The following is a 26,994-nucleotide window of genomic DNA, read 5'->3' as shown; positions in this document are numbered from 1 at the left end:
ATGGCTGGTGGCTCTTGCCACCGGCCTTTTTCCGTTATTGGCAGCCGACTGGGTCGGTGCTGGTAACGAGCTGTAACCACCCGATGCGGTGGCGCAAACCATGGGGTTTGCACGATTTTCTGGCTGCTCCCGTCGGGAGGGGCCAAACAAGCAGGTGACCAAGCTGGGGAACGCTGATGGCTTACTCATATACTGAGAAAAAACGTATCCGCAAGGACTTTAGCAAGTTGCCGGACGTCATGGATGTGCCGTACCTCCTGGCCATCCAGCTGGATTCGTATCGTGAATTCTTGCAAGCGGGAGCGACTAAAGATCAGTTCCGCGACGTGGGCCTGCATGCGGCCTTCAAATCCGTTTTCCCGATCATCAGCTACTCCGGCAATGCTGCGCTGGAGTACGTCGGTTATCGCCTGGGCGAACCGGCATTTGATGTCAAAGAATGCGTATTGCGCGGTGTAACTTACGCCGTACCTTTGCGGGTAAAAGTGCGCCTGATCATTTTCGACAAAGAATCGTCGAACAAAGCGATCAAGGACATTAAAGAGCAAGAAGTCTACATGGGTGAAATCCCCCTGATGACTGAGAACGGTACCTTCGTAATCAACGGTACCGAGCGTGTAATCGTTTCCCAGCTGCACCGTTCCCCGGGCGTGTTCTTCGACCACGACCGTGGCAAGACGCACAGCTCCGGTAAACTGCTGTACTCCGCGCGCATCATTCCTTACCGCGGTTCGTGGCTGGACTTCGAGTTCGACCCGAAAGACTGCGTGTTCGTGCGTATCGACCGTCGTCGCAAGCTGCCTGCATCGGTACTGCTGCGCGCGCTCGGCTATACCACTGAAGAAGTGCTCGACGCGTTCTACACCACCAACGTTTTCCACCTGAGCGGCGAAACCCTCAGTCTGGAACTGATTGCTTCGCGTCTGCGTGGTGAAATCGCTGTACTTGATATTCAGGACGAGAAGGGCAAGGTCATCGTTGAGGCAGGTCGCCGTATTACTGCGCGCCACATCAACCAGATCGAAAAAGCCGGTCTCAAGACCCTGGAAGTGCCTCTGGACTACGTCCTGGGTCGCACTACCGCCAAGGCCATCGTGCATCCGGCAACCGGCGAAATCCTGGCAGAGTGCAACACCGAGCTGAACACCGAGATCCTGGCGAAAGTCGCCAAGGCCCAGGTTGTTCGCATCGAAACTCTGTACACCAACGATATCGACTGCGGTCCGTTCGTCTCCGACACCCTGAAGATCGACTCCACCAGCAACCAATTGGAAGCGCTGGTCGAGATCTATCGCATGATGCGTCCAGGCGAGCCGCCAACCAAAGACGCTGCCGAGACTCTGTTCAACAACCTGTTCTTCAGCCCTGAGCGCTACGACCTGTCTGCGGTCGGCCGGATGAAGTTCAACCGTCGTATCGGTCGTACCGAAATCGAAGGTTCGGGCGTGTTGTGCAAAGAAGACATCGTCGCGGTTCTGAAGACTCTGGTCGACATCCGTAACGGTAAAGGCATCGTCGATGACATCGACCACCTGGGTAACCGTCGTGTTCGCTGCGTAGGCGAAATGGCCGAGAACCAGTTCCGCGTTGGCCTGGTACGTGTTGAGCGTGCGGTCAAAGAGCGTCTGTCGATGGCTGAAAGCGAAGGCCTGATGCCGCAAGACCTGATCAACGCCAAGCCAGTGGCTGCGGCGGTGAAAGAGTTCTTCGGTTCCAGCCAGCTTTCCCAGTTCATGGACCAGAACAACCCGCTGTCCGAGATCACCCACAAGCGTCGTGTGTCTGCACTCGGCCCTGGCGGTTTGACTCGTGAGCGTGCTGGCTTTGAAGTTCGTGACGTACACCCGACTCACTACGGTCGTGTATGCCCGATTGAAACGCCGGAAGGTCCGAACATCGGTCTGATCAACTCCCTGGCCGCTTATGCGCGCACCAACCAGTACGGCTTCCTCGAGAGCCCGTACCGTGTGGTGAAAGACGCTCTGGTCACCGACGAGATCGTGTTCCTGTCTGCCATCGAAGAAGCTGACCACGTGATCGCTCAGGCTTCGGCCACGATGAACGACAAGAAAGTCCTGATCGACGAGTTGGTAGCTGTTCGTCACTTGAACGAGTTCACCGTCAAGGCGCCGGAAGACGTCACCTTGATGGACGTATCGCCGAAGCAGGTAGTTTCGGTTGCAGCGTCGCTGATCCCGTTCCTCGAGCACGATGACGCCAACCGTGCGTTGATGGGTTCGAACATGCAGCGTCAAGCTGTACCAACCCTGCGCGCTGACAAGCCGCTGGTCGGTACTGGCATGGAGCGTAACGTAGCCCGTGACTCCGGCGTTTGCGTCGTGGCTCGTCGTGGCGGCGTGATCGATTCCGTCGACGCCAGCCGTATCGTGGTTCGTGTTGCTGATGACGAAGTTGAAACCGGCGAAGCTGGTGTCGACATCTACAACCTGACCAAGTACACCCGCTCCAACCAGAACACCTGCATCAACCAGCGTCCGCTGGTGCGTAAAGGTGATCGGGTTCAGCGTAGCGACATCATGGCCGACGGTCCGTCCACCGACATGGGTGAACTGGCTCTGGGTCAGAACATGCGCATCGCGTTCATGGCGTGGAACGGCTTCAACTTCGAAGACTCCATCTGCCTGTCCGAGCGTGTGGTTCAGGAAGACCGCTTCACCACGATCCACATTCAGGAACTGACCTGTGTGGCACGTGACACCAAGCTTGGACCAGAGGAAATCACTGCAGACATCCCGAACGTGGGTGAAGCTGCACTGAACAAGCTGGACGAAGCCGGTATCGTTTACGTAGGTGCTGAAGTTGGCGCAGGCGACATCCTGGTTGGTAAGGTCACTCCGAAAGGCGAGACCCAGCTGACTCCGGAAGAAAAACTGCTGCGTGCCATCTTCGGTGAAAAAGCCAGCGACGTTAAAGACACCTCCCTGCGCGTGCCTACCGGCACCAAGGGTACTGTCATCGACGTACAGGTCTTCACCCGCGACGGCGTCGAGCGTGATGCTCGTGCACTGTCGATCGAGAAGACTCAACTCGACGAGATCCGCAAGGACCTGAACGAAGAGTTCCGTATCGTTGAAGGCGCCACTTTCGAACGTCTGCGTTCCGCTCTGGTCGGCCACAAAGCCGAAGGCGGCGCCGGCCTGAAGAAAGGTCAGGACATCACCGACGAAGTTCTCGACGGTCTTGAGCATGGTCAGTGGTTCAAACTGCGCATGGCTGAAGATGCTCTGAACGAGCAGCTCGAGAAGGCTCAGGCCTACATCGTTGATCGCCGCCGTCTGCTGGACGACAAGTTCGAAGACAAGAAGCGCAAACTGCAGCAGGGCGATGACCTGGCTCCAGGCGTGCTGAAAATCGTCAAGGTTTACCTGGCAATCCGTCGCCGCATCCAGCCGGGCGACAAGATGGCCGGTCGTCACGGTAACAAAGGTGTGGTCTCCGTGATCATGCCGGTTGAAGACATGCCGCACGATGCCAATGGCACCCCGGTCGACGTCGTCCTCAACCCGTTGGGCGTACCTTCGCGTATGAACGTTGGTCAGATCCTTGAAACCCACCTGGGCCTCGCAGCCAAAGGTCTGGGCGAGAAGATCAACCGGATGATCGAAGAGCAGCGCAAAGTCGCCGAGCTTCGTAAATTCCTCGACGAGATCTACAACCAGATCGGCGGTCGTAACGAAGATCTGGATAGCTTCTCCGACCAGGAAATCCTGGATCTGGCGAAGAACCTGCGTGGCGGCGTTCCAATGGCCACTCCAGTGTTCGACGGTGCCAAGGAAAGCGAAATCAAGGCCATGCTGAAACTGGCAGACTTGCCAGAAAGCGGCCAGATGCAGCTGACCGACGGCCGTACCGGCAACAAGTTCGAGCGCCCGGTTACTGTTGGCTACATGTACATGCTGAAGCTGAACCACTTGGTAGACGACAAGATGCACGCTCGTTCTACCGGTTCGTACAGCCTGGTTACCCAGCAGCCGCTGGGTGGTAAGGCGCAGTTCGGTGGTCAGCGTTTCGGGGAGATGGAGGTCTGGGCACTGGAAGCATACGGTGCTGCTTACACTCTGCAAGAAATGCTCACAGTGAAGTCGGACGATGTGAACGGCCGTACCAAGATGTACAAAAACATCGTGGATGGCGATCACCGTATGGAGCCGGGCATGCCCGAGTCCTTCAACGTGTTGATCAAGGAAATTCGTTCCCTCGGCATCGATATCGATCTGGAAACCGAATAACACGTGACGCGAATCGAGAGCGGGGCAGGATTGCCCGCTCTCTGCTCCGCCAGGAGGAAAGGCCTTGAAAGACCTACTGAATTTGCTGAAAAACCAGGGTCAAGTCGAAGAGTTCGACGCCATCCGTATTGGATTGGCATCGCCTGAGATGATCCGTTCGTGGTCGTTCGGTGAAGTTAAAAAGCCGGAAACCATCAACTACCGTACGTTCAAACCTGAGCGTGACGGCCTGTTCTGCGCCAAGATCTTTGGCCCGGTAAAGGATTACGAGTGCCTGTGCGGTAAGTACAAGCGCTTGAAGCACCGTGGTGTGATCTGCGAGAAGTGCGGTGTTGAAGTCGCGCTGGCCAAAGTTCGTCGTGAGCGCATGGCGCACATCGAGCTGGCCTCGCCAGTTGCCCACATCTGGTTCCTGAAATCGCTGCCGTCGCGTATCGGCTTGCTGATGGACATGACCCTGCGTGATATCGAACGCGTTCTCTACTTCGAGAGCTATGTCGTTATCGATCCAGGCATGACCACCCTTGAAAAAGGTCAGCTGCTGAACGACGAGCAGTACTTCGAAGCGCTGGAAGAGTTCGGCGACGATTTCGATGCCCGTATGGGTGCCGAAGCTGTCCGTGAACTGCTGCACGCTATCGACCTGGAACACGAGATTGGCCGTCTGCGTGAAGAAATTCCGCAAACCAACTCCGAAACCAAAATCAAGAAGCTGTCCAAGCGTCTGAAGTTGATGGAAGCCTTCCAGGGTTCCGGCAACCTTCCAGAATGGATGGTGCTGACCGTTCTGCCGGTTCTGCCGCCAGATCTGCGTCCACTGGTCCCGCTGGATGGCGGTCGCTTCGCGACTTCCGACCTCAACGATCTGTATCGTCGAGTGATCAACCGTAACAACCGCTTGAAGCGTCTGCTCGATCTGTCCGCTCCGGACATCATCGTGCGCAACGAAAAGCGTATGTTGCAGGAAGCCGTCGACGCACTGCTCGACAACGGTCGTCGTGGCCGCGCTATCACCGGTTCCAACAAGCGTCCTCTGAAATCCCTGGCTGACATGATCAAGGGTAAGCAGGGTCGTTTCCGTCAGAACTTGCTCGGTAAGCGTGTTGACTACTCCGGTCGTTCGGTAATTACCGTAGGTCCGACCCTGCGTCTGCACCAGTGCGGTCTGCCGAAGAAAATGGCTCTCGAACTGTTCAAACCGTTCATTTTCGGCAAGCTGGAAATGCGTGGTCTCGCTACCACCATCAAAGCTGCCAAGAAGATGGTCGAGCGCGAACTGCCAGAGGTTTGGGACGTTCTCGCTGAAGTAATTCGCGAACACCCGGTTCTCCTCAACCGTGCACCGACCCTTCACCGTCTGGGTATCCAGGCGTTTGAACCGGTACTGATCGAAGGTAAGGCTATCCAGCTGCACCCTCTGGTCTGTGCCGCGTACAACGCCGACTTCGACGGCGACCAAATGGCCGTGCACGTACCGCTGACACTGGAAGCTCAGTTGGAAGCGCGTGCGTTGATGATGTCGACCAACAACATTCTGTCGCCAGCCAACGGTGAGCCAATCATCGTTCCGTCGCAGGACGTTGTATTGGGTCTGTACTACATGACTCGTGAAGCGATCAACGCCAAAGGCGAAGGTCGTGTGTTCGCGGATCTGCAGGAAGTTGACCGTGTGTTCCGTGCCGGCGAAGCCGCACTGCACGCCAAGGTTAAAGTGCGGATCAACGAAACCGTTAACGATCGTGACGGTGGCAGCGTCAAGAACACCCGTATCGTCGACACCACTGTCGGCCGTGCGCTGTTGTTCCAGGTTGTTCCACCTGGCCTGTCGTACGACGTCGTCAACCAGCCGATGAAGAAAAAGGCGATCTCCAAGCTGATCAACCAGTGCTACCGCGTGGTTGGTTTGAAAGAGACCGTGATCTTCGCTGACCAGTTGATGTACACCGGTTTTGCCTATTCGACCATTTCCGGCGTTTCCATCGGTGTTAACGACTTCGTTATCCCGGATGAAAAAGCCCGCATCATCGGTGCTGCTACCGACGAAGTGAAAGAGATCGAAAGTCAGTACGCCTCCGGCCTGGTAACCCAGGGCGAGAAGTACAACAAAGTGATCGACCTTTGGTCCAAGGCGAACGACGAAGTTTCCAAGGCGATGATGGCCAACCTCTCGAAAGAGAAAGTCATCGACCGTCATGGCGTCGAAGTCGACCAGGAATCGTTCAACTCGATGTACATGATGGCCGACTCGGGCGCACGGGGTTCTGCTGCACAGATCCGTCAGCTCGCCGGTATGCGTGGCCTGATGGCCAAGCCGGACGGTTCCATCATTGAAACGCCGATTACTGCGAACTTCCGTGAAGGTTTGAGCGTACTTCAGTACTTCATCTCCACTCACGGTGCTCGTAAAGGTTTGGCGGATACCGCGTTGAAAACTGCGAACTCCGGTTACCTGACTCGTCGTCTGGTAGACGTGGCGCAGGATCTGGTTGTGACCGAGATCGATTGCGGCACCGAACATGGCCTGGTAATGACTCCGCACATTGAAGGCGGTGACGTTGTTGAGCCGTTGGGTGAGCGCGTATTGGGTCGTGTCATTGCCCGTGACGTGTTCAAGCCAGGTACCGAAGAAATCATCGTTCCAGCCGGTACGTTGGTAGACGAGAAGTGGGTCGAGTTCATCGAGCTGAACAGCATCGACGAAGTGATCGTGCGTTCGCCGATCAGCTGCGAAACCCGCTACGGCATTTGCGCCAAGTGCTACGGCCGTGACTTGGCTCGTGGTCACCAGGTGAACATCGGTGAAGCGGTCGGCGTTATCGCTGCCCAGTCCATCGGTGAGCCGGGTACCCAGCTGACCATGCGTACGTTCCACATCGGTGGTGCGGCAAGCCGGACCTCCGCAGCCGACAGCGTTCAGGTGAAGAATGGCGGTACCGTCCGTCTGCATAACCTGAAGCACGTTGAGCGAGTGGATGGCTGCCTGGTTGCTGTGTCCCGTTCCGGTGAGCTGGCAATCGCTGATGACTTCGGTCGTGAGCGCGAGCGTTACAAGCTGCCGTACGGTGCTGTGATTTCGGTTAAAGAAGGTGACAAGGTCGACGCTGGCGCAATCGTGGCCAAGTGGGATCCGCACACTCACCCAATCGTTACCGAAATGAAAGGTACCGTGACCTACGTGGGCATGGAAGAAGGCATCACGATCAAGCGTCAGACTGACGAATTGACCGGTATGACCAACATTGAAGTACTCGACGCCAAAGACCGTCCAGCTGCCGGTAAAGATATCCGTCCTGCTGTGAAGATGGTTGATGACAACGGCAAGGATCTGTTGCTGCCAGGCACTGACGTTATCGCTCAGTACTTCCTGCCAGCCAACGCCTTGGTCGGTGTTGCGGATGGTGCGAAAATTGCGATCGGTGATGTTATCGCTCGTATTCCGCAAGAGACTTCGAAAACCCGTGACATCACCGGTGGTCTGCCGCGTGTTGCCGACTTGTTCGAAGCCCGTCGTCCGAAAGAAGCCTCGATTCTGGCTGAAGTCAGCGGCACCATCGCGTTCGGTAAAGAGACCAAAGGCAAGCGCCGTCTGGTTATTACCCCGAACGACGGTAGCGATCCGTACGAAGAGCTGATTCCGAAGTGGCGTCACCTGAACGTCTTCGAAGGCGAACAGGTAAACCGCGGCGAAGTTATCTCCGACGGCCCGAGCGATCCACACGACATCCTGCGTCTGTTGGGTGTGAGTGCGCTGGCCAAGTACATCGTGAACGAGATCCAGGACGTTTACCGTCTGCAAGGCGTGAAGATCAACGACAAGCACATCGAGACCATCCTGCGTCAGATGCTGCGTAAAGTTGAAATCGCTGAATCCGGCGATTCCAGTTTCATCAAGGGCGACCAGATGGAATTGACTCACGTTCTGGTAGAGAACGAGCGTCTGGCTGGCGACGAGAAATTCGTTTCCAAGTTCACTCGCGTGCTGTTGGGTATCACCAAGGCGTCGTTGTCCACCGAATCGTTCATCTCGGCGGCTTCCTTCCAGGAAACCACTCGCGTACTGACCGAAGCGGCGGTAACCGGCAAGCGCGATTACCTGCGCGGCCTGAAAGAAAACGTGGTCGTGGGTCGTCTGATCCCGGCGGGTACCGGTCTGGCTTATCACAGCGAGCGTAAGCGCCGCCGTGACGCTGACAAACCGTTGCGCGTAAGCGCCAGTGAAGTGGAAGCTGCACTGACCGAAGCGCTGAACTCGAGCGGTAACTGAGTTCTGCGGTAAATGAGCGTAAGGCCCTGGCCGTTCCGTTCATCGAATCGAGACAATTTGTCGAGGTTGGATGAGCGGGGAGGTCGGGGCCTTGCCTTGACTGGGGACAAGATCCTCTTTAGACTCTTGTACCCCTAAATTTGGCGGGAATTCGTTCCTGCCATTTTGCTTTTCTTGCAAGACAATAGCGTCGCAAGACAACAGTGGAGCTAGTAGATGGCAACTATCAACCAGCTGGTACGTCAGCCGCGTAAGCGTATCGTCGAGAAATCCGACGTACCTGCGCTGCAGAACTGCCCGCAACGTCGTGGCGTATGCACCCGTGTGTATACCACCACGCCGAAAAAACCTAACTCGGCACTGCGTAAAGTATGCCGTGTGCGTCTGACCAACGGTTTCGAGGTTTCCTCGTACATCGGCGGTGAAGGCCACAACCTGCAAGAGCACAGCGTCGTACTGATCCGTGGCGGCCGTGTAAAAGACTTGCCAGGTGTTCGTTACCACACCGTTCGCGGCTCTTTGGATACTTCCGGCGTTAAAGGTCGTAACCAGGGTCGTTCGAAGTACGGTACCAAGAAGCCTAAGTAGTAGTGGCTTTTTGTAAGAACTGATTTTCTATTTTTCTGAGTCGATAAGAGTAAGGTCGGAGGCGTCCCGAAAGGGCACCGATTCCGAGCGAACCTGAAGACCGTTTGAGGGCTTATCCATGCCAAGAAGACGCGTAGCAGCCAAGCGCGAAGTGCTTGACGATCCAAAATACGGCAGCCAGATTCTGGCCAAGTTCATGAACCACGTGATGGAAAGCGGCAAGAAAGCCGTTGCCGAGCGTATCGTTTATGGCGCGCTGGAAAAGGTTAAAGAACGCAAGAACAGCGACCCCCTGGAAATCTTCGAGAAAGCTCTCGACGCCATCGCTCCGCTGGTCGAAGTAAAGTCGCGCCGTGTAGGCGGTGCTACTTACCAGGTTCCGGTCGAAGTTCGTCCGTCCCGTCGTAACGCTCTGGCAATGCGCTGGTTGGTAGACTTCGCCCGTAAGCGTGGCGAGAAGTCTATGGCTCTGCGTTTGGCTGGCGAACTGTTGGACGCTGCTGAAGGCAAAGGTGCTGCAGTTAAGAAGCGTGAAGACGTGCACCGTATGGCTGAAGCCAACAAGGCTTTCTCGCACTACCGCTTCTAATTTTAGCGTCACTAATTTTGCGAGGGCTTTATGGCTCGTACTACACCGATTAATCGCTACCGTAACATTGGTATCGTTGCTCACGTGGATGCTGGTAAAACCACCACCACCGAGCGCGTCCTTTTTTACACTGGCAAAAGTCACAAAATGGGCGAGGTGCATGACGGCGCCGCGACCACAGACTGGATGGTGCAGGAGCAGGAGCGTGGTATTACCATTACTTCTGCTGCTATTACCGCCTTCTGGCAGGGTTCCGAGAAGCAGCACAAGGACCAATACCGCTTCAACGTCATCGACACCCCGGGTCACGTGGACTTCACTATTGAAGTTGAGCGTTCCCTGCGTGTTCTCGACGGCGCGGTCGTTGTGTTCTGCGGCACCTCGGGTGTTGAGCCTCAGTCGGAAACCGTATGGCGTCAAGCCAACAAGTACGGCGTTCCACGTCTTGTTTACGTAAACAAGATGGACCGTGCTGGTGCGAACTTCCTGCGCGTGATCGGTCAGATCAAACAGCGTCTGGGTCACACTCCGGTTCCAATCCAGTTGGCTATCGGTTCCGAAGACAACTTCCAGGGTCAGATCGACCTGATGTCCATGGAAGCTGTTTACTGGAACGATGCTGACAAAGGCATGGTCCCAGTTCGCAAGCCTATCCCTGCTGAACTGCAGGAACTGGCTGACGAGTGGCGCGGCAACATGGTTGAGGCTGCGGCCGAAGCCAGCGAAGAACTGATGAACAAGTACCTCGAAGGTGAAGAACTCACCAACGCGGAAATCAAGGCCGCTCTGCGTCAGCGTACTATCGCTGGTGAGATCGTTCTGGCTGTTTGCGGTTCTTCCTTCAAGAACAAGGGTGTTCCGCTGGTTCTCGACGCCGTTATCGATTACCTGCCTGCGCCTGTTGATATTCCTGCCATCAAGGGTACTGACCCGGATGACGAGACTATCGATCTGGAGCGTCATGCAGACGACAACGAACCGTTCTCCGCTCTGGCATTCAAAATTGCCACTGACCCATTCGTGGGTACCTTGACCTTTGTTCGAGTTTACTCGGGCGTGTTGGCCTCCGGCGACGGCGTGATCAACTCGGTTAAAGGCAAGAAAGAGCGCGTGGGCCGTATGGTGCAAATGCACGCAAACGCCCGTGAAGAAATCAAGGAAGTACGCGCTGGTGACATCGCGGCCTTGATCGGCATGAAGGACGTCACCACTGGTGAGACTTTGTGCAACGCTGACAAGCCAATCATCCTGGTTCGCATGGACTTCCCGGAGCCGGTTATTTCGGTTGCCGTAGAGCCTAAGACCAAGGACGACCAGGAAAAAATGGGTATCGCTCTGGGCAAGCTTGCTCAGGAAGATCCATCTTTCCGCGTCAAGACTGATGAAGAGACTGGTCAAACGATCATCTCCGGCATGGGCGAGTTGCACCTGGACATCCTGGTAGACCGGATGCGCCGTGAGTTCAACGTCGAAGCCAACATCGGTAAGCCTCAAGTTTCGTACCGTGAGCGCATCACGAAGAGCTGCGAAATTGAAGGCAAGTTCGTTCGTCAGTCCGGCGGTCGTGGCCAGTTCGGTCATTGCTGGATTCGTTTTGCTCCTGCTGACGAAGGTCAGGAAGGTCTGCAATTCCTGAACGAAGTAGTGGGTGGTGTGGTTCCTAAGGAATACATCCCGGCTATCCAGAAGGGTATCGAAGAGCAGATGAAGAACGGCGTTGTTGCCGGCTATCCGCTGATCGGCCTGAAGGCTACCGTGTTTGATGGTTCTTACCACGACGTCGACTCCAACGAGATGGCGTTTAAGGTGGCTGCTTCCATGGCAACCAAGCAACTGGCCCAGAAGGGCGGTGGTGAGTTGCTTGAGCCGATCATGGCGGTAGAGGTTGTTACACCTGAAGACTATATGGGTGACGTGATGGGCGACCTTAACCGTCGTCGCGGCATGATCCTGGGTATGGAAGACACGGTCTCCGGCAAAGTAATTCGTGCTGAAGTTCCGCTGGGCGAGATGTTCGGTTATGCAACTGACGTCCGTTCCATGTCCCAAGGTCGCGCAAGCTACTCTATGGAATTCAAAAAATACAATACGGCTCCGTCGCACATCGTCGAAACCGTTACCAAAAAACAAGGCTGATTCAGCCCCTTTAGGCTAGGAGTTAATTGTCGTGGCTAAAGAAAAATTTGACCGTACCCTCCCGCACGTCAACGTTGGCACCATCGGTCACGTCGACCACGGTAAAACCACGCTGACCGCTGCTCTGACTCGCGTCTGCTCCGAAGTTTTCGGTTCGGCCGTTGTTGCTTTCGACAAGATCGACAGCGCTCCGGAAGAAAAGGCTCGTGGTATCACCATCAACACCGCGCACGTTGAATACAACTCGCTGATCCGTCACTACGCTCACGTTGACTGCCCAGGTCACGCTGACTATGTGAAGAACATGATCACCGGTGCTGCTCAGATGGACGGCGCTATCCTGGTTTGCTCGGCCGCTGATGGTCCGATGCCACAAACCCGTGAACACATCCTGCTGTCCCGTCAGGTTGGCGTTCCGTACATCGTTGTCTTCCTGAACAAGGCTGACATGGTTGACGACGCTGAGCTGCTGGAACTGGTTGAGATGGAAGTGCGCGATCTGCTGAGCACTTACGACTTCCCAGGTGACGACACTCCGATCATCATCGGTTCGGCTCTGATGGCTCTGAACGGCCAAGACGACAACGAAATGGGCACCACTGCCGTTCGTAAACTGGTTGAGACTCTGGACAGCTACATTCCAGATCCAGTTCGTGTTATCGACAAGCCGTTCCTGATGCCAATCGAAGACGTATTCTCGATCTCCGGTCGCGGTACTGTTGTAACTGGCCGTATCGAGCGCGGTATCGTCAAGGTTCAGGATCCACTGGAAATCGTTGGTCTGCGTGACACTACCGTCACCACCTGCACCGGTGTTGAAATGTTCCGTAAGCTGCTCGACGAAGGTCGTGCTGGCGAGAACTGCGGCGTTCTGCTGCGTGGTACCAAGCGTGACGACGTTGAGCGTGGCCAGGTTCTGGTTAAGCCAGGTTCGGTTAAGCCGCACACCAAGTTCGAAGCTGAAGTCTACGTTCTGAGCAAAGAAGAAGGCGGTCGTCACACTCCGTTCTTCAAAGGCTACCGTCCACAGTTCTACTTCCGTACTACTGACGTGACTGGTAACTGCGAACTGCCGGAAGGCGTTGAAATGGTAATGCCAGGCGACAACATCAAAATGGTTGTCACCCTGATCAAGACCATCGCAATGGAAGACGGTCTGCGTTTCGCTATCCGTGAAGGCGGTCGTACCGTCGGCGCTGGCGTCGTAGCCAAAATCATCGAGTAAGCTCTTTTAGAGCAAGCTTTGATGAATTGAAAAAGCCCCCGCTCAGCGGGGGCTTTTTTATTGGGTTGACACCTATATGGGGCGTCTATAGAATTGCGCCTCCTTTTAACGGGCGTATTGCGCTCGGTGGGAATAGCAGCCGGAGTCTGAAATCCAATGCAAAATCAGCAAATCCGTATCAGGTTGAAGGCTTTTGACCATCGCCTGATCGACCAATCCACCCAGGAAATCGTGGAAACCGCGAAACGTACTGGTGCTCAAGTGCGTGGTCCAATTCCACTGCCTACCCGTAAAGAGCGGTTCACCGTTCTGGTCTCCCCGCACGTCAACAAAGACGCGCGTGACCAGTACGAGATCCGTACTCATAAGCGCGTTCTGGACATCGTCCAGCCAACGGATAAAACCGTTGATGCTCTTATGAAGCTTGATCTTGCGGCCGGTGTGGAAGTACAGATCAGCCTCGGCTAAGACTCGGTCTTAGTCGTGTAACGCTCTGAAATGGGCGGCCATAGCGGGTGAAAGCCCCGTACACTCATGAGGTTTACAACATGACTATTGGTGTAGTCGGTCGTAAATGCGGTATGACCCGTATTTTCACCGAAGAAGGTGTCTCCATTCCGGTCACGGTCATTGAGATCGAGCCGAATCGCGTCACCCAGTTCAAAACTGAAGAGACCGATGGCTATCGTGCAGTGCAAGTCACTGTAGGCGAGCGTCGTGCTTCGCGTGTTACAGCTGCTCAAGCTGGCCACTTCGCTAAAGCGAACGTTGCCGCTGGTCGTACCGTAATGGAATTCCGTCTTGAAGAAGGCGAGTACCAGGCCGGCGATCTGATCAACGCTGAAATCTTCGCCGCTGGTCAACTGGTTGATGTAACCGGTCAGTCCAAGGGTAAAGGCTTCCAGGGTACGATCAAGCGTTGGAACTTCCGCGGGCAAGATAATACCCACGGTAACTCCGTGTCCCACCGCGTTCCAGGCTCTATCGGCCAGTGCCAGACTCCTGGTCGTGTATTCAAGGGCAAAAAAATGTCCGGTCATATGGGCGCTGAGCGCGTGACCGTGCAGTCCCTCGAAGTAGTGCGCGTGGACGCTGAACGCAATCTGTTGTTGGTCAAGGGCGCTGTTCCTGGCGCTACTGGCGGCAACTTGGTTGTACGTCCAGCAGCCAAGGCTCGCGGTTAAGGGGAAGCTGACATGCAATTAAATGTAAATGACGCTCAAGCGATCGAAGTTTCCGAACTGACATTTGGCGGCGAATTCAACGAGACGCTGGTTCACCAAGCAGTCGTGGCCTACATGGCCGGCGGCCGTCAAGGTAGCAAGCAGCAAAAGACCCGTTCCGACGTTCGTGGTGGCGGTAAGCGCCCATGGCGTCAGAAAGGTACTGGCCGTGCTCGTGCCGGTACTATCCGTAGCCCAATCTGGCGTGGCGGCGGTACCACTTTCGCAGCTCGTCCTCAGGATCACACCCAGAAGCTGAACAAGAAGATGTATCGCGCAGCAATGCGTTCCATCCTTGCTGAGCTGGTGCGTACTGATCGTCTGGTTGTGGTTCAGGACTTCGCTGTTGATGCACCGAAGACCAAAGATCTGCTGAACAAACTGACCGGCATGGGCCTGACTGACGTCTTGATCGTGTCTGAAGTAGTTGATCAGAACCTGTACCTGGCTGCTCGTAACCTGCCACACGTTGATGTACGTGACGTGCAAGGTTCCGATCCAGTTAGTCTGATCGCATACGACAAGGTGTTGATCACCGTGTCGGCCGTGAAGAAATTCGAGGAGCTGCTGGGATGAACCAGGAACGCGTATTTAAAGTTCTGCTTGGCCCGCACGTTTCCGAGAAGGCTACGGTTCTGGCTGACAAGAAAGGCCAGTTCGTTTTCAAGGTTGCAACTGACGCAACCAAGCTGGAAATCAAGAAGGCCGTCGAAAGCCTGTTCAGCGTGAAAGTAGAGCGTGTTACTACCCTGAATGTTCTGGGTAAGAGCAAGCGCACTGCTCGCGGTCTGGGCAAGCGTAATGACTGGAAGAAGGCAGTTATCTCCCTTCAGCCAGGCCAAGATCTCGATTTCAGCAGCAGTGCTGAGTAAGGAAGGGGTGCATCATGGCAATCGTTAAATGCAAACCGACTTCCCCTGGCCGCCGTTTTGTGGTCAAGGTGGTCAACCAGGAGCTGCATAAAGGCGCTCCTCACGCACCGCTGCTCGAGAAAAAATCGAAGACTGGTGGTCGTAACAACAATGGTCGCATTACCACTCGTCACATCGGTGGTGGCCATAAGCAGCATTATCGTCTGGTCGATTTCCGTCGCAACGACAAAGATGGCATCTCTGCCACTGTCGAGCGTATTGAATACGATCCAAACCGTACTGCTCACATCGCTCTGCTGCTGTACGCAGATGGCGAGCGTCGCTACATCATCGCCCCTAAAGGCGTGAGTGCTGGCGACCAGCTGATCGCAGGTGCCTTGGCGCCGATCAAGCCGGGCAACGCTCTGCAACTGCGTAACATTCCAGTTGGTAGCACCGTACACGGCATCGAATTGAAGCCAGGTAAAGGCGCACAGATCGCTCGTTCCGCTGGTGCTTCGGCTCAGCTGATCGCTCGTGAAGGTGTCTACGTGACCCTGCGTCTGCGTTCTGGTGAGATGCGTAAAGTGCTGGCTGAATGCCGCGCGACCCTGGGTGAAGTCTCGAACTCCGAGCACAGCCTGCGTTCGCTGGGTAAAGCTGGTGCCAAACGCTGGCGTGGCGTTCGCCCAACCGTTCGTGGTGTTGCCATGAACCCGGTTGACCACCCACATGGTGGTGGTGAAGGTCGTACCTCTGGTGGTCGTCATCCGGTATCGCCATGGGGCTTCCCGACTAAGGGCGCGAAGACTCGTGGTAATAAGCGTACCGACAAAATGATCGTCCGTCGTCGCAAGTAAATAGAGGGATACGACAGTGCCACGTTCTCTGAAAAAAGGTCCTTTTATTGATCTTCACCTACTGAAGAAGATCGAAGTGGCGGCGGAAAAGAACGATCGCAAACCAGTTAAAACCTGGTCGCGTCGTTCGATGATCCTGCCACAAATGGTCGGTCTGACCATCGCAGTTCATAACGGTCGTCAACATGTTCCAGTTCTCGTGAACGAAGACATGGTCGGCCACAAACTAGGCGAGTTTGCCGGTACCCGCACATATCGTGGGCACGTGGCAGACAAGAAAGCCAAGCGTTAAGGGGTAAGGAACGATGGAAGTAGCCGCTAAGTTGTCGGGCGCTCGAATCTCCGCCCAGAAAGCCCGCTTGGTCGCCGACCAGATCCGCGGGAAGAAGGTGGGCGAAGCGCTCAACCTGTTGGCTTTCAGCAGTAAGAAAGCCGCCGAGATCATGAAGAAAGTGCTGGAGTCGGCCGTAGCCAACGCCGAGCATAACGAAGGCGCAGACGTTGATGACCTGAAAGTCAGCACCGTATTCGTCAACGAAGGGCGTTCGCTGAAGCGAATCATGCCACGTGCCAAAGGCCGTGCTGATCGCATCGTCAAGCGGTCTTGCCATATCACTGTCAAGGTTGCTGACAAGTAACGGAGTCGAAGAGATGGGTCAGAAAGTACATCCCATTGGCATTCGCCTGGGAATCGTCAAGGAACACACCTCCGTCTGGTACGCAGACGGTCGGACTTATGCGGACTATTTGTTCGCTGATCTGAAGGTGCGTGAGTATCTCCAAGACAAACTAAAAAGCGCGTCCGTAAGCCGTATCGATATCCATCGTCCGGCTCAAACTGCACGTATCACCATCCACACCGCTCGTCCAGGTATCGTTATCGGGAAGAAAGGTGAAGATGTTGAGAAACTGCGTCAGGACCTGACCAAACAAATGGGTGTGCCTGTGCACATCAATATCGAAGAAATCCGCAAGCCGGAACTCGACGGTATGTTGGTTGCGCAGAGCGTAGCTCAGCAGCTGGAGCGTCGCGTAATGTTCCGTCGCGCTATGAAGCGCGCTGTACAGAACGCCATGCGCATTGGTGCCAAAGGCATCAAAATCCAAGTGAGTGGTCGTCTCGGCGGTGCTGAAATCGCACGTACTGAATGGTATCGCGAAGGTCGTGTGCCACTGCACACCCTGCGTGCCGACATCGACTATGCCAACTACGAAGCTCACACCACTTACGGTGTGATCGGTGTAAAGGTTTGGATCTTCAAAGGCGAAGTAATTGGTGGTCGCCAAGAAGAACTGAAACCACAAGCACCAGCGCCTCGTAAAAAAGCTGCTAAGTAAGGGGTACGCCAAATGTTGCAACCAAAGCGTACGAAGTTCCGCAAGCAGATGACAGGCCACAACCGTGGTCTGGCTCAGCGCGGTAGCAAAGTCAGCTTCGGCGAGTTCGCGCTGAAGTCTGTAGCTCGTGGTCGTCTCACCGCTCGTCAGATCGAGTCAGCGCGTCGTGCTCTGACCCGTCACGTTAAACGTGGCGGCAAGATCTGGATCCGTGTATTCCCGGACAAGCCTATTTCCAAAAAGCCACTCGAAGTTCGGATGGGTAAAGGTAAGGGTAGTGTGGAGTACTGGGTTGCCCAGATTCAGCCAGGCAAAGTCCTGTATGAAATCGAGGGTGTTTCTGAAGAGCTGGCGCGTGAGGCTTTTGCCCTGGCTGCTGCAAAGCTGCCGCTCGCCACCGCCTTTGTTAAACGGACGGTGATGTGATGAAAGCGAATGAACTTCGTGAAAAATCCGCACAGCAGCTGAACGAGCAACTGCTCGGCTTGCTGCGCGACCAGTTCAATCTGCGTATGCAGAAAGCAACTGGCCAGTTGGGGCAGTCTCATCTGCTCTCGCAAGTTAAGCGTGACATCGCTCGCGTGAAGACTGTGCTCAACCAGCAGGCAGGTAAGTAATCATGGCTGAAGCCGAAAAAACTGTCCGTACGCTGACTGGCCGTGTTGTCAGCGACAAGATGGACAAAACCATCACCGTTCTGATCGAGCGTCGCGTTAAGCACCCGATCTACGGTAAATACGTTAAGCGTTCGACTAAGCTGCACGCGCACGACGAAACCAATCAGTGCCACATCGGCGACAAAGTCACTATTCGTGAAACTCGTCCTTTGGCCAAGACCAAGTCTTGGGCGCTGGTTGATGTTCTCGAACGCGCTGTGGAAGTCTAAGGACTAGGGGTCGGAGAAATTATATGATTCAGACTCAATCCATGCTCGATGTGGCCGATAACAGCGGCGCTCGCCGTGTTATGTGCATCAAGGTGCTGGGTGGCTCCCATCGTCGTTACGCTGGTATCGGTGACATCATCAAAGTTACCGTGAAGGAAGCAATTCCTCGCGGTAAAGTGAAAAAAGGCCAAGTGATGACTGCTGTTGTAGTCCGCACTCGTCACGGCGTACGTCGTGCTGATGGCTCCATTATCCGCTTTGATGGCAACGCTGCTGTTCTTCTGAACAACAAGCAAGAGCCGATCGGCACCCGTATCTTTGGGCCAGTGACCCGTGAACTTCGTACTGAGAAGTTCATGAAGATCGTCTCGCTCGCCCCAGAAGTGCTGTAAGGAGATCCGACATGCAAAAGATTCGTCGTGACGACGAGATCATCGTGATCGCCGGCAAAGACAAAGGTAAGCGCGGTAAGGTGCTTAAGGTTCTCGCTAATAACCGTCTGGTTATTGGTGGTCTGAACCTGGTTAAGCGTCATACCAAGCCTAACCCGATGTCGGGCGTACAAGGCGGTATCGTCGAAAAAGAAGCTCCACTGGACGCTTCTAACGTCGCCATTTTCAACGGCGAAACCAACAAGGCTGACCGCGTTGGTTTCAAAGTAGAAGACGGCAAGAAAATTCGTGTCTTCAAGTCGACCCAAAAAGCGGTTGATGCTTGAACACTGCTAGGTAGAAGACCATGGCACGACTAAAAGAGATTTACTGGAAGGAAATCGCACCGAAGCTTAAGGAAGAACTTAAGCTTTCGAACGTGATGGAAGTTCCACGCGTTACCAAAATCACCCTGAACATGGGTCTGGGCGAAGCGGTCGGTGACAAAAAAGTCATCGAGCACGCTGTTGCCGACCTGGAAAAGATCACCGGTCAGAAAGTCGTTGTGACTTACGCTCGGAAATCCATCGCTGGCTTTAAAGTCCGTGAAGGTTGGCCGATCGGCGTCAAAGTGACTCTGCGCCGTGAGCGTATGTACGAATTCCTGGATCGTCTGCTGTCGATCTCCCTGCCTCGGGTTCGCGACTTCCGCGGCCTGAATGCCAAGTCCTTCGATGGTCGTGGTAACTACAGCATGGGCGTTAAAGAGCAGATCATCTTCCCGGAAATCGACTACGACAAGATCGATGCTCTCCGCGGTCTGGACATTACCCTGACCACCACTGCCAAGAACGATGATGAAGGTCGCGCTTTGCTGCGTGCTTTCAAATTCCCGTTCCGCAACTGATTGGAGTAGGAAAATGGCCAAGATGAGCATGAAAAACCGCGAGCTGAAACGTCAGCTCACGGTTGCCAAGTACGCCAAAAAGCGTGCAGCACTGAAAGCTATCATCGTTGATCTGAACGCAAGTCCAGAAGCACGTTGGGAAGCCACAGTAGCTCTGCAGAAGCAGCCACGTGACGCAAGCGCCTCGCGCATGCGTAACCGCTGCCGCCTGACCGGTCGTCCACACGGCGTTTACCGCAAGTTCGGCCTCGGCCGTAACAAACTGCGTGAAGCTGCAATGCGTGGTGACGTACCTGGTCTGGTTAAAGCCAGCTGGTAAGCACTATCAAAGTCTCGGTGGTTGGAATCGTAAGATCCTGACCGCCGGTGACCTTGAACTTGAATCAAGCCCCTTTTGGGGCTTGATTCATTTGTGGGGTGTGTCTAGAATACCCGGCTCGCCTGAGCCCGTGCTTTTTTCGCATGGATGTCCTCGGCGACAAGTAGTAGCCGCAAGGCTAATTTTTTTGTATTAGGAGCGTCTAGCCCATGAGTATGCAGGACCCGTTAGCGGACATGCTAACTCGAATCCGTAATGCCCAGATGGCTGAAAAGTCCGTCGTAAGCATGCCATCTTCTACTTTGAAGGTAGCTGTTGCCAAAGTCCTGAAGGACGAAGGTTACATTGCGGGTTATCAGATCAGCAGCGAAATCAAACCACTGCTGTCCATCGAGCTGAAGTACTTCGAAGGCCGTCCGGTCATCGAGGAAGTGAAGCGCGTTAGCCGTCCAGGCCTGCGTCAGTACAAGTCCGTCGATGATCTGCCAAAAGTTCGTGGCGGTCTCGGTGTGTCTATCGTCTCCACCAACAAAGGTGTGATGACGGATCGTGCTGCGCGCGCTGCCGGTGTCGGCGGCGAAGTTCTTTGCACTGTGTTCTAAGGGGGGATAAGCATGTCACGCGTCGCTAAGAACCCCGTTAAGCTGCCAGCCGGTGTCGAAGTAAAATTCGCAGGCCAACAGCTTTCGGTGAAGGGTGCCAAGGGCACTCTCGAACTGAACATCCATTCGTCCGTTGAGATCGTTGAAGAAGCTGGTGAGCTGCGTTTCGCTGCTCGCAATGGCGATCAACAAACTCGCGCAATGGCTGGTACCACTCGTGCGTTGGTAAACAACATGGTCCAAGGCGTAAGCCAAGGCTTCGAGCGCAAGCTCCAGCTGGTCGGTGTTGGTTACAAAGCGCAAGCAAAAGGCACAGTGCTGAACCTGGCTCTTGGCTTCTCGCACCCAGTGGATTATGAACTGCCGGAAGGCATCACCGCTGAGACTCCTAGCCAGACCGATATCCTGATCAAGGGCATCGATAAGCAGCTGGTAGGTCAAGTGGCCGCCGAGATCCGCGACTTCCGTCCACCAGAGCCGTACAAAGGCAAAGGTGTGCGCTACGCGGACGAAGTCGTCCGTCGTAAAGAAGCCAAGAAGAAGTAGGGCATAGCAAATGACCGACAAAAAAGTTACTCGACTGCGTCGCGCTCGCAAAGCACGCCTGAAAATGCACGAACTCGAAGTCGTGCGTCTCTGCGTGTTCCGCTCGTCGCAGCACATCTACGCCCAGGTCATTTCGGCCGACGGCAACAAAGTCCTGGCATCTGCCTCGACTTTGGATAAAGAACTGCGTGATGGCGCCACTGGCAACATCGACGCGGCCACTAAGGTTGGCCAGCTGGTCGCTACGCGTGCTAAAGCCGCTGGCGTCTCGCAGGTGGCTTTCGACCGCTCTGGCTTCAAGTACCACGGCCGCGTCAAGGCGCTGGCTGATGCTGCTCGTGAAGCTGGGCTGGAGTTCTAAGTTATGTCAAATAACGACCAAAAGCGCGACGAAGGCTACATTGAGAAGCTGGTTCAAGTTAACCGCGTAGCCAAAACCGTAAAAGGCGGCCGTATCTTCACTTTCACCGCGTTGACCGTGGTTGGTGATGGTAAAGGGCGTGTTGGCTTCGGCCGTGGCAAGTCACGTGAAGTGCCTGCTGCGATCCAGAAGGCAATGGAAGCTGCTCGCCGCAACATGATCCAAGTTGATCTGAACGGCACCACTCTGCAGTACGCAATGAAGTCCGGTCACGGCGCTTCGAAGGTGTACATGCAGCCTGCATCTGAAGGTACCGGTATCATCGCTGGCGGCGCTATGCGTGCTGTCCTCGAAGTTGCTGGCGTTCAGAACGTTCTGGCCAAGTGCTACGGCTCGACTAACCCGGTAAACGTGGTTCACGCCACTTTCAAAGGTTTGAAAGCTATGCAGTCTCCTGAATCCATTGCCGCCAAGCGTGGCAAAAGCGTCAAGGAGATCTTCTGATCATGGCTACCGTTAAAGTTACGCTGATCAAAAGCATGACCGGCCGCATCCCTAACCACAAACTGTGCGTTAAGGGTCTGGGTCTGCGTCGCATCGGTCACACTGTAGAAGTACTTGATACTCCCGAGAATCGCGGGATGATCAACAAGGCTTACTACATGCTGCGTGTCGAGGGTTAATCGATGAAACTCAATGATCTGAGTCCAGCGCCGGGTTCCCGTCGCGAAAAGCATCGTCCGGGCCGTGGTATCGGTAGTGGTTTGGGCAAGACCGGTGGCCGTGGCCACAAAGGTCAGTCCTCCCGCTCCGGTGGCACCATTGCTCCAGGCTTTGAAGGCGGTCAACAGCCGCTGCATCGTCGCCTGCCGAAGTTCGGTTTCGTTTCCCTGAAAGCCATGGATCGCGCAGAAGTGCGTTTGTCCGAGCTGGCTAAAGTGGAAGGCGACATCGTCACTGTGCAGTCTCTGAAAGATGCCAACGTGATCAACGTCAACGTACAGCGTGTGAAAATCATGCTGTCCGGCGAAGTTACTCGCGCTGTTACCATCGGAAAGGGAATCGGCGCCACCAAAGGTGCGCGTGCGGCTATCGAAGCAGCTGGCGGCAAGTTCGAGGAATAAATGGCTAAGCAAGGTGCTCTCTCTGCGCTCGGCAAAGGCGGTATGTCTGAACTCTGGGCTCGTCTGCGTTTTCTGTTCTTGGCGATTATCGTCTACCGAATAGGCGCACACATCCCGGTTCCAGGTATCAACCCGGACCGACTCGCGGACCTGTTTCGACAGAATGAGGGGACCATTCTTAGCTTGTTCAACATGTTTTCCGGCGGTGCGCTGGAGCGGATGAGCATCTTTGCACTGGGGATCATGCCGTACATCTCGGCATCGATCATCATGCAACTGATGACAGCCGTCAGCCCGCAGCTGGAACAGTTGAAGAAGGAAGGTGAAGCTGGGCGTCGCAAGATTGCTCAGTACACCCGCTACGGCACTGTCGTCCTCGCTCTCGTTCAGGCAATTGGCATGTCCATTGGTCTGGCAGGGCAGGGCGTTGCGTTCACTGGTGACTTTGGCTTCCATTTCGTCGCAGTATCCACGTTTGTGGCTGGTGCGATGTTCATGATGTGGCTGGGTGAGCAGATTACTGAGCGTGGTGTTGGCAACGGTATCTCGATGTTGATTTTCGCAGGTATCGTCGCCGGTCTTCCGAGAGCGATCGGGCAGTCTTTCGAGTCTGCGCGTCAGGGTGATATAAACATTTTTGCCCTGGTTGCCATCGGTTTGCTGGCAGTAGCGATTATCGGTTTCGTGGTGTTCATTGAGCGTGGTCAGCGTCGTATTGCTGTTCATTACGCCAAGCGTCAGCAGGGCCGTAAGGTCTTTGCTGCGCAGACTAGCCACTTGCCGTTGAAGGTGAACATGGCCGGTGTTATTCCGGCCATTTTCGCGAGCAGCATTTTGCTGTTCCCGGCTTCGTTGGGTACCTGGTTTGGTCAGTCTGAAGGTATGGGCTGGCTGCAGGATATCTCGCAGTCGATCGCTCCTGGTCAGCCGTTGAATATTCTGCTGTTTAGTGCAGGGATTATTTTCTTCTGCTTCTTCTATACGGCGTTGATGTTCAATCCGAAAGACGTAGCGGAAAACCTGAAGAAGTCCGGTGCCTTTATTCCGGGCATCCGTCCAGGTGAGCAGTCTGCGCGCTACATTGATGGCGTTCTGACTCGTTTGACCCTGTTCGGTGCTCTATATATGACGGCCGTATGCCTGTTGCCCCAGTTCCTGGTGGTTGCAGCAAACGTTCCGTTCTACCTTGGCGGGACCTCGTTGCTGATCGTCGTCGTGGTTGTGATGGACTTCATGTCCCAAGTACAATCGCACCTCGTTTCGCACCAGTACGAATCCCTGATGAAGAAAGCCAACCTGAAGGGTTACGGCAGCGGCATGTTGCGCTGAGTACCCATAAGGTTCGAGGAGTTGGTGATGAAAGTTCGTGCATCGGTGAAAAAGCTGTGCCGTAACTGCAAGATTATTCGCCGCGAAGGTGTTGTTCGAGTAATTTGCAGCGCGGAACCGCGTCACAAACAGCGCCAAGGCTGACTGTGATTGTGCTTCAAGCCCGGTAGCTAGTGCGCTACCGGGTTGATTATTTGTTATTACAGCGATATTATCTCGCGCCCTATTTCTTGGCTTCCGGGGCGTAGGTAGCTGTCAATTGGAGTCCCACTGAATGGCCCGTATTGCAGGCGTTAACATTCCAGATAACAAGCATACTGTTATCTCGCTGACCTACATCTATGGTGTTGGTCGCACTACTGCGCAGAAGATCTGTGCAGTGACTGGGGTAAACCCAGCCGCAAAGATCAAGGATCTGAGCGACGAGCAGATTGAACAGCTGCGTGGCGAAGTGGCGAAGTTCACCACTGAAGGTGACCTGCGTCGCGAAATCAACATGAAAATCAAGCGTTTGATGGACCTCGGTTGCTATCGCGGTCTGCGTCATCGTCGTGGTCTTCCAGTGCGCGGTCAGCGTACCAAGACTAACGCGCGTACCCGTAAAGGTCCGCGTAAGCCGATCCGCAAGTAATCGCCCCAGCGAATCGACAGGAAATTAATCATGGCTAAACCTGCTGCTCGTCCTCGTAAAAAAGTTAAAAAGACAGTGGTTGATGGCATTGCCCACATCCATGCTTCTTTTAACAACACAATCGTGACCATCACCGACCGTCAAGGCAACGCTCTTTCCTGGGCTACCTCCGGTGGTTCGGGTTTCCGCGGTTCCCGCAAGTCCACCCCGTTTGCTGCTCAAGTAGCTGCTGAACGTGCTGGTCAAGCTGCGCTGGAATACGGTCTGAAAAACCTCGACGTTAACGTCAAAGGTCCAGGCCCAGGTCGTGAATCTGCAGTCCGCGCTTTGAACGGCTGTGGCTACAAGATCGCCAGCATCACCGACGTGACGCCAATCCCGCACAACGGGTGCCGTCCGCCGAAGAAGCGCCGCGTGTAATCCAGGAGATTGTAAAGAATGGCTCGTTACATTGGTCCAAAATGCAAACTCGCTCGTCGCGAAGGCACCGATCTCTTTCTGAAGAGCGGCGTGCGCGCGATCGAATCGAAGTGCAACATCGAAGCAGCACCTGGTATCCACGGCCAACGCCGCGGTCGCCAGTCCGATTACGGCACCCAACTGCGTGAAAAGCAGAAGGTCCGTCGTATCTACGGCGTTCTCGAGCGTCAATTCAGCGGCTACTACAAAGAAGCTGCTGGCAAGAAAGGTGCAACCGGTGAAAACCTGCTGCAACTGCTCGAATGCCGTCTGGACAACGTTGTATACCGTATGGGTTTTGGCTCTACTCGTGCCGAATCCCGTCAGCTGGTATCGCACAAATCCGTCAGCGTTAACGGTCAGACCGTAAACGTACCGTCCTACCAGGTTCGTGCTGGTGACGTGGTCGCGATTCGCGAGAAAGCAAAGAACCAACTTCGCATTGTCCAAGCTCTCGATCTGTGTGCCCAACGTGGCCGCGTAGAATGGGTAGAAGTAGACACTGAGAAGAAGTCGGGCGTTTTCAAGAACGTTCCTGCTCGCAGTGATCTGTCCGCCGACATCAACGAAAGCCTGATTGTCGAGCTCTACTCCAAGTAAGGGCTAGAAAATAGGTGCATCCATGCAGATTTCGGTAAATGAGTTCCTGACACCCCGCCATATTGATGTGCAGGTTGTCAGTCCAACCCGCGCCAAGATCACTCTCGAGCCTCTCGAGCGTGGTTTCGGCCACACCCTGGGCAACGCGCTGCGACGCATCCTGTTGTCCTCAATGCCCGGCTGTGCAGTAGTCGAGGCCGAGATTGACGGTGTGCTCCATGAGTACAGCGCCATCGAAGGCGTACAGGAAGACGTAATTGAAATCCTGTTGAACCTTAAAGGTCTGGCTATCAAGCTGCACGGTCGTGACGAAGTTACGCTGACCTTGTCGAAGAAGGGTTCGGGGGTGGTTACCGCTGCCGATATTCAGCTGGATCATGATGTCGAGATCGTTAACCCCGATCACGTAATCGCTAACCTGGCGTCTAACGGCGCCCTGAACATGAAGCTCACCGTAGCTCGTGGTCGTGGTTATGAACCGGCAGACTCGCGTCAGAGCGATGAAGACGAAAGCCGCAGCATCGGTCGCTTGCAGCTTGACTCTTCGTTCAGCCCGGTTCGCCGTATCGCATACGTGGTGGAAAACGCCCGTGTCGAGCAGCGTACTAACCTGGACAAGCTGGTTATTGATCTGGAAACCAACGGTACCTTGGATCCTGAAGAGGCTATTCGCCGCGCTGCAACCATTCTGCAACAGCAGTTGGCTGCGTTCGTCGACCTCAAAGGTGACAGTGAGCCAGTGGTTGTTGAGCAGGAAGACGAGATCGATCCGATCCTGCTTCGCCCGGTTGACGATCTGGAACTGACTGTACGTTCGGCTAACTGCCTTAAGGCGGAAAACATCTACTACATCGGTGACCTGATTCAGCGTACCGAAGTAGAGCTGTTGAAGACTCCGAACCTTGGCAAGAAATCCTTGACTGAAATCAAGGACGTTCTGGCCTCCCGCGGTCTGTCCCTCGGCATGCGCCTCGACAACTGGCCGCCTGCAAGTCTTAAGAAGGACGACAAGGCGACTGCCTGATCGTCGTAATCACCGAACGTTGTGTTTGGTAAGGAATGAACCATGCGTCATCGTAAAAGTGGTCGTCACCTGAGCCGCACTAGCTCGCACCGCAAGGCCATGTTTCAAAACATGGCAGTGTCGCTGTTCGAGCACGAGCTGATCAAAACTACACTGCCGAAAGCTAAAGAACTGCGTCGCGTTGCTGAGCCGCTGATCACTTTGGCCAAGACAGACAGCCTGGCTAACCGCCGTCTGGCTTTCGACCGTACTCGTTCGAAGGCTATCGTTGGTAAGCTCTTCAACGACCTGGGCAAGCGTTACGCTACCCGTGAGGGTGGCTACCTGCGCATCCTCAAGTGCGGTTTCCGCACTGGCGACAACGCGCCTATGGCGTACGTCGAGTTGGTTGACCGTCCTGCCGGTGGTGAAGCTGTATCCGCTGAGTAAGACGTCAGTCTGAAACGAAAAACCGGGCCTAGTGCCCGGTTTTTTGTGCCTGAAATAAACCTATGTCTGATTGTCCATGCCT

The 26,994-nt window shown here is 54.9% G+C and carries 34 protein-coding genes; all 34 read left to right on the top strand.

What is annotated here, in order from left to right; all coding sequences use genetic code 11:
- Positions 1–176: 176 nt before the first annotated feature.
- The 34 genes from rpoB (at position 177) to rplQ (ending at position 26,912) form a co-directional block, all read left to right on the top strand.
- Complete coding sequence (rpoB, locus tag ACA053_RS26245) at positions 177–4,250, top strand: DNA-directed RNA polymerase subunit beta (RefSeq protein WP_497314027.1); 4,074 nt, start codon at positions 177–179, stop codon at positions 4,248–4,250.
- A 64-nt stretch (positions 4,251–4,314) separates the two neighbouring features.
- Positions 4,315–8,514, top strand: coding sequence for a DNA-directed RNA polymerase subunit beta' (rpoC, locus tag ACA053_RS26240; RefSeq protein ID WP_007896632.1), 4,200 nt, complete (start codon positions 4,315–4,317; stop codon positions 8,512–8,514).
- 216 nt (positions 8,515–8,730) lie between these two features.
- Complete coding sequence (gene rpsL, locus ACA053_RS26235; RefSeq protein ID WP_002555494.1) at positions 8,731–9,102, top strand: 30S ribosomal protein S12; 372 nt, start codon at positions 8,731–8,733, stop codon at positions 9,100–9,102.
- Between the two features lie 118 nt (positions 9,103–9,220).
- Positions 9,221–9,691, top strand: a complete 471-nt coding sequence (gene rpsG / locus ACA053_RS26230) for a 30S ribosomal protein S7 (protein WP_002555493.1) — start codon at positions 9,221–9,223, stop codon at positions 9,689–9,691.
- Positions 9,692–9,721: 30 nt separating this feature from the next.
- The gene (fusA, locus tag ACA053_RS26225; RefSeq protein ID WP_438662389.1) at positions 9,722–11,827 is read left to right on the top strand and encodes an elongation factor G; all 2,106 of its coding nucleotides are present in this window, start codon (positions 9,722–9,724) and stop codon (positions 11,825–11,827) included.
- A gap of 31 nt (positions 11,828–11,858) precedes the next feature.
- Entirely contained in the window at positions 11,859–13,052 is a 1,194-nt protein-coding gene (gene tuf, locus ACA053_RS26220; protein WP_007896660.1) for an elongation factor Tu, read from the top strand.
- Between the two features lie 156 nt (positions 13,053–13,208).
- Positions 13,209–13,520 carry a 30S ribosomal protein S10 gene (rpsJ, locus tag ACA053_RS26215; RefSeq protein WP_003186070.1) on the top strand — a complete coding sequence of 104 codons (312 nt, stop codon included), beginning with the start codon at positions 13,209–13,211 and terminating at the stop codon, positions 13,518–13,520.
- A gap of 80 nt (positions 13,521–13,600) precedes the next feature.
- On the top strand, positions 13,601–14,236 hold the full coding sequence (rplC, locus tag ACA053_RS26210; RefSeq protein ID WP_003186059.1) for a 50S ribosomal protein L3: 636 nt from the start codon (positions 13,601–13,603) through the stop codon (positions 14,234–14,236).
- Between the two features lie 12 nt (positions 14,237–14,248).
- Entirely contained in the window at positions 14,249–14,851 is a 603-nt protein-coding gene (gene rplD, locus ACA053_RS26205; RefSeq protein ID WP_007896707.1) for a 50S ribosomal protein L4, read from the top strand.
- Positions 14,848–15,147 (top strand): 50S ribosomal protein L23, encoded by a 300-nt coding sequence (rplW, locus tag ACA053_RS26200; RefSeq protein WP_002555488.1) that lies wholly within the window; start codon positions 14,848–14,850, stop codon positions 15,145–15,147. The genes rplD and rplW overlap by 4 nt, the downstream gene beginning before the upstream one ends.
- Positions 15,148–15,161: 14 nt before the next feature.
- Positions 15,162–15,986, top strand: coding sequence for a 50S ribosomal protein L2 (rplB, locus tag ACA053_RS26195; RefSeq protein ID WP_003176423.1), 825 nt, complete (start codon positions 15,162–15,164; stop codon positions 15,984–15,986).
- Between the two features lie 16 nt (positions 15,987–16,002).
- Entirely contained in the window at positions 16,003–16,278 is a 276-nt protein-coding gene (rpsS, locus tag ACA053_RS26190) for a 30S ribosomal protein S19 (protein ID WP_002555486.1), read from the top strand.
- A gap of 13 nt (positions 16,279–16,291) precedes the next feature.
- Positions 16,292–16,624 carry a 50S ribosomal protein L22 gene (gene rplV / locus ACA053_RS26185; RefSeq protein ID WP_003103908.1) on the top strand — a complete coding sequence of 111 codons (333 nt, stop codon included), beginning with the start codon at positions 16,292–16,294 and terminating at the stop codon, positions 16,622–16,624.
- A 13-nt stretch (positions 16,625–16,637) separates the two neighbouring features.
- Positions 16,638–17,324: a 30S ribosomal protein S3 gene (rpsC, locus tag ACA053_RS26180; RefSeq protein WP_003176422.1), complete on the top strand. Its 687-nt coding sequence runs from the start codon at positions 16,638–16,640 to the stop codon at positions 17,322–17,324.
- 12 nt (positions 17,325–17,336) lie between these two features.
- Positions 17,337–17,750 carry a 50S ribosomal protein L16 gene (gene rplP, locus ACA053_RS26175; protein ID WP_007896757.1) on the top strand — a complete coding sequence of 138 codons (414 nt, stop codon included), beginning with the start codon at positions 17,337–17,339 and terminating at the stop codon, positions 17,748–17,750.
- Positions 17,750–17,941, top strand: a complete 192-nt coding sequence (rpmC, locus tag ACA053_RS26170) for a 50S ribosomal protein L29 (protein ID WP_002555481.1) — start codon at positions 17,750–17,752, stop codon at positions 17,939–17,941. Before rplP ends, rpmC begins: the two co-directional genes overlap by 1 nt.
- A 2-nt stretch (positions 17,942–17,943) precedes the next feature.
- Positions 17,944–18,210, top strand: a complete 267-nt coding sequence (rpsQ, locus tag ACA053_RS26165; RefSeq protein ID WP_003176419.1) for a 30S ribosomal protein S17 — start codon at positions 17,944–17,946, stop codon at positions 18,208–18,210.
- A gap of 23 nt (positions 18,211–18,233) precedes the next feature.
- Positions 18,234–18,602, top strand: coding sequence for a 50S ribosomal protein L14 (rplN, locus tag ACA053_RS26160; RefSeq protein ID WP_002555479.1), 369 nt, complete (start codon positions 18,234–18,236; stop codon positions 18,600–18,602).
- A gap of 11 nt (positions 18,603–18,613) precedes the next feature.
- Positions 18,614–18,928 carry a 50S ribosomal protein L24 gene (gene rplX / locus ACA053_RS26155; RefSeq protein ID WP_003176416.1) on the top strand — a complete coding sequence of 105 codons (315 nt, stop codon included), beginning with the start codon at positions 18,614–18,616 and terminating at the stop codon, positions 18,926–18,928.
- A gap of 20 nt (positions 18,929–18,948) precedes the next feature.
- Positions 18,949–19,488, top strand: a complete 540-nt coding sequence (gene rplE / locus ACA053_RS26150; protein WP_003176415.1) for a 50S ribosomal protein L5 — start codon at positions 18,949–18,951, stop codon at positions 19,486–19,488.
- Positions 19,489–19,501: 13 nt separating this feature from the next.
- On the top strand, positions 19,502–19,807 hold the full coding sequence (gene rpsN, locus ACA053_RS26145) for a 30S ribosomal protein S14 (RefSeq protein WP_003176414.1): 306 nt from the start codon (positions 19,502–19,504) through the stop codon (positions 19,805–19,807).
- Between the two features lie 209 nt (positions 19,808–20,016).
- Positions 20,017–20,409: a 30S ribosomal protein S8 gene (rpsH, locus tag ACA053_RS26140; RefSeq protein ID WP_003186040.1), complete on the top strand. Its 393-nt coding sequence runs from the start codon at positions 20,017–20,019 to the stop codon at positions 20,407–20,409.
- Between the two features lie 12 nt (positions 20,410–20,421).
- Positions 20,422–20,955: a 50S ribosomal protein L6 gene (gene rplF / locus ACA053_RS26135; RefSeq protein WP_003176412.1), complete on the top strand. Its 534-nt coding sequence runs from the start codon at positions 20,422–20,424 to the stop codon at positions 20,953–20,955.
- A gap of 10 nt (positions 20,956–20,965) precedes the next feature.
- The gene (gene rplR / locus ACA053_RS26130; RefSeq protein WP_003186037.1) at positions 20,966–21,316 is read left to right on the top strand and encodes a 50S ribosomal protein L18; all 351 of its coding nucleotides are present in this window, start codon (positions 20,966–20,968) and stop codon (positions 21,314–21,316) included.
- A gap of 3 nt (positions 21,317–21,319) precedes the next feature.
- The gene (rpsE, locus tag ACA053_RS26125; protein ID WP_007943782.1) at positions 21,320–21,820 is read left to right on the top strand and encodes a 30S ribosomal protein S5; all 501 of its coding nucleotides are present in this window, start codon (positions 21,320–21,322) and stop codon (positions 21,818–21,820) included.
- 2 nt (positions 21,821–21,822) lie between these two features.
- Complete coding sequence (rpmD, locus tag ACA053_RS26120) at positions 21,823–21,999, top strand: 50S ribosomal protein L30 (protein WP_003186033.1); 177 nt, start codon at positions 21,823–21,825, stop codon at positions 21,997–21,999.
- A 3-nt stretch (positions 22,000–22,002) separates the two neighbouring features.
- Complete coding sequence (rplO, locus tag ACA053_RS26115; protein WP_007896782.1) at positions 22,003–22,440, top strand: 50S ribosomal protein L15; 438 nt, start codon at positions 22,003–22,005, stop codon at positions 22,438–22,440.
- A complete protein-coding gene (secY, locus tag ACA053_RS26110) occupies positions 22,441–23,769 on the top strand; it encodes a preprotein translocase subunit SecY (protein WP_007896784.1) in 1,329 nt (442 codons plus the stop codon).
- A gap of 27 nt (positions 23,770–23,796) precedes the next feature.
- Positions 23,797–23,913, top strand: coding sequence for a 50S ribosomal protein L36 (gene rpmJ, locus ACA053_RS26105; RefSeq protein ID WP_002555468.1), 117 nt, complete (start codon positions 23,797–23,799; stop codon positions 23,911–23,913).
- A gap of 130 nt (positions 23,914–24,043) precedes the next feature.
- Entirely contained in the window at positions 24,044–24,400 is a 357-nt protein-coding gene (rpsM, locus tag ACA053_RS26100) for a 30S ribosomal protein S13 (protein WP_003186020.1), read from the top strand.
- A 30-nt stretch (positions 24,401–24,430) separates the two neighbouring features.
- Positions 24,431–24,820 (top strand): 30S ribosomal protein S11, encoded by a 390-nt coding sequence (rpsK, locus tag ACA053_RS26095; RefSeq protein WP_002555466.1) that lies wholly within the window; start codon positions 24,431–24,433, stop codon positions 24,818–24,820.
- Positions 24,821–24,838: 18 nt separating this feature from the next.
- Positions 24,839–25,459, top strand: coding sequence for a 30S ribosomal protein S4 (rpsD, locus tag ACA053_RS26090; RefSeq protein WP_003210056.1), 621 nt, complete (start codon positions 24,839–24,841; stop codon positions 25,457–25,459).
- A gap of 22 nt (positions 25,460–25,481) precedes the next feature.
- Positions 25,482–26,483 carry a DNA-directed RNA polymerase subunit alpha gene (locus ACA053_RS26085; protein ID WP_003186012.1) on the top strand — a complete coding sequence of 334 codons (1,002 nt, stop codon included), beginning with the start codon at positions 25,482–25,484 and terminating at the stop codon, positions 26,481–26,483.
- Between the two features lie 42 nt (positions 26,484–26,525).
- Positions 26,526–26,912, top strand: a complete 387-nt coding sequence (rplQ, locus tag ACA053_RS26080; protein ID WP_008145500.1) for a 50S ribosomal protein L17 — start codon at positions 26,526–26,528, stop codon at positions 26,910–26,912.
- The last annotated feature ends 82 nt before the right edge of the window (positions 26,913–26,994 follow it).

The sequence above is a fragment of the Pseudomonas sp. LBUM1672 genome (genome assembly GCF_059695655.1).
The sequence above is the reverse complement of the archived record's forward strand: the minus strand, read 5'-3'. Positions and strand labels throughout refer to the sequence as shown.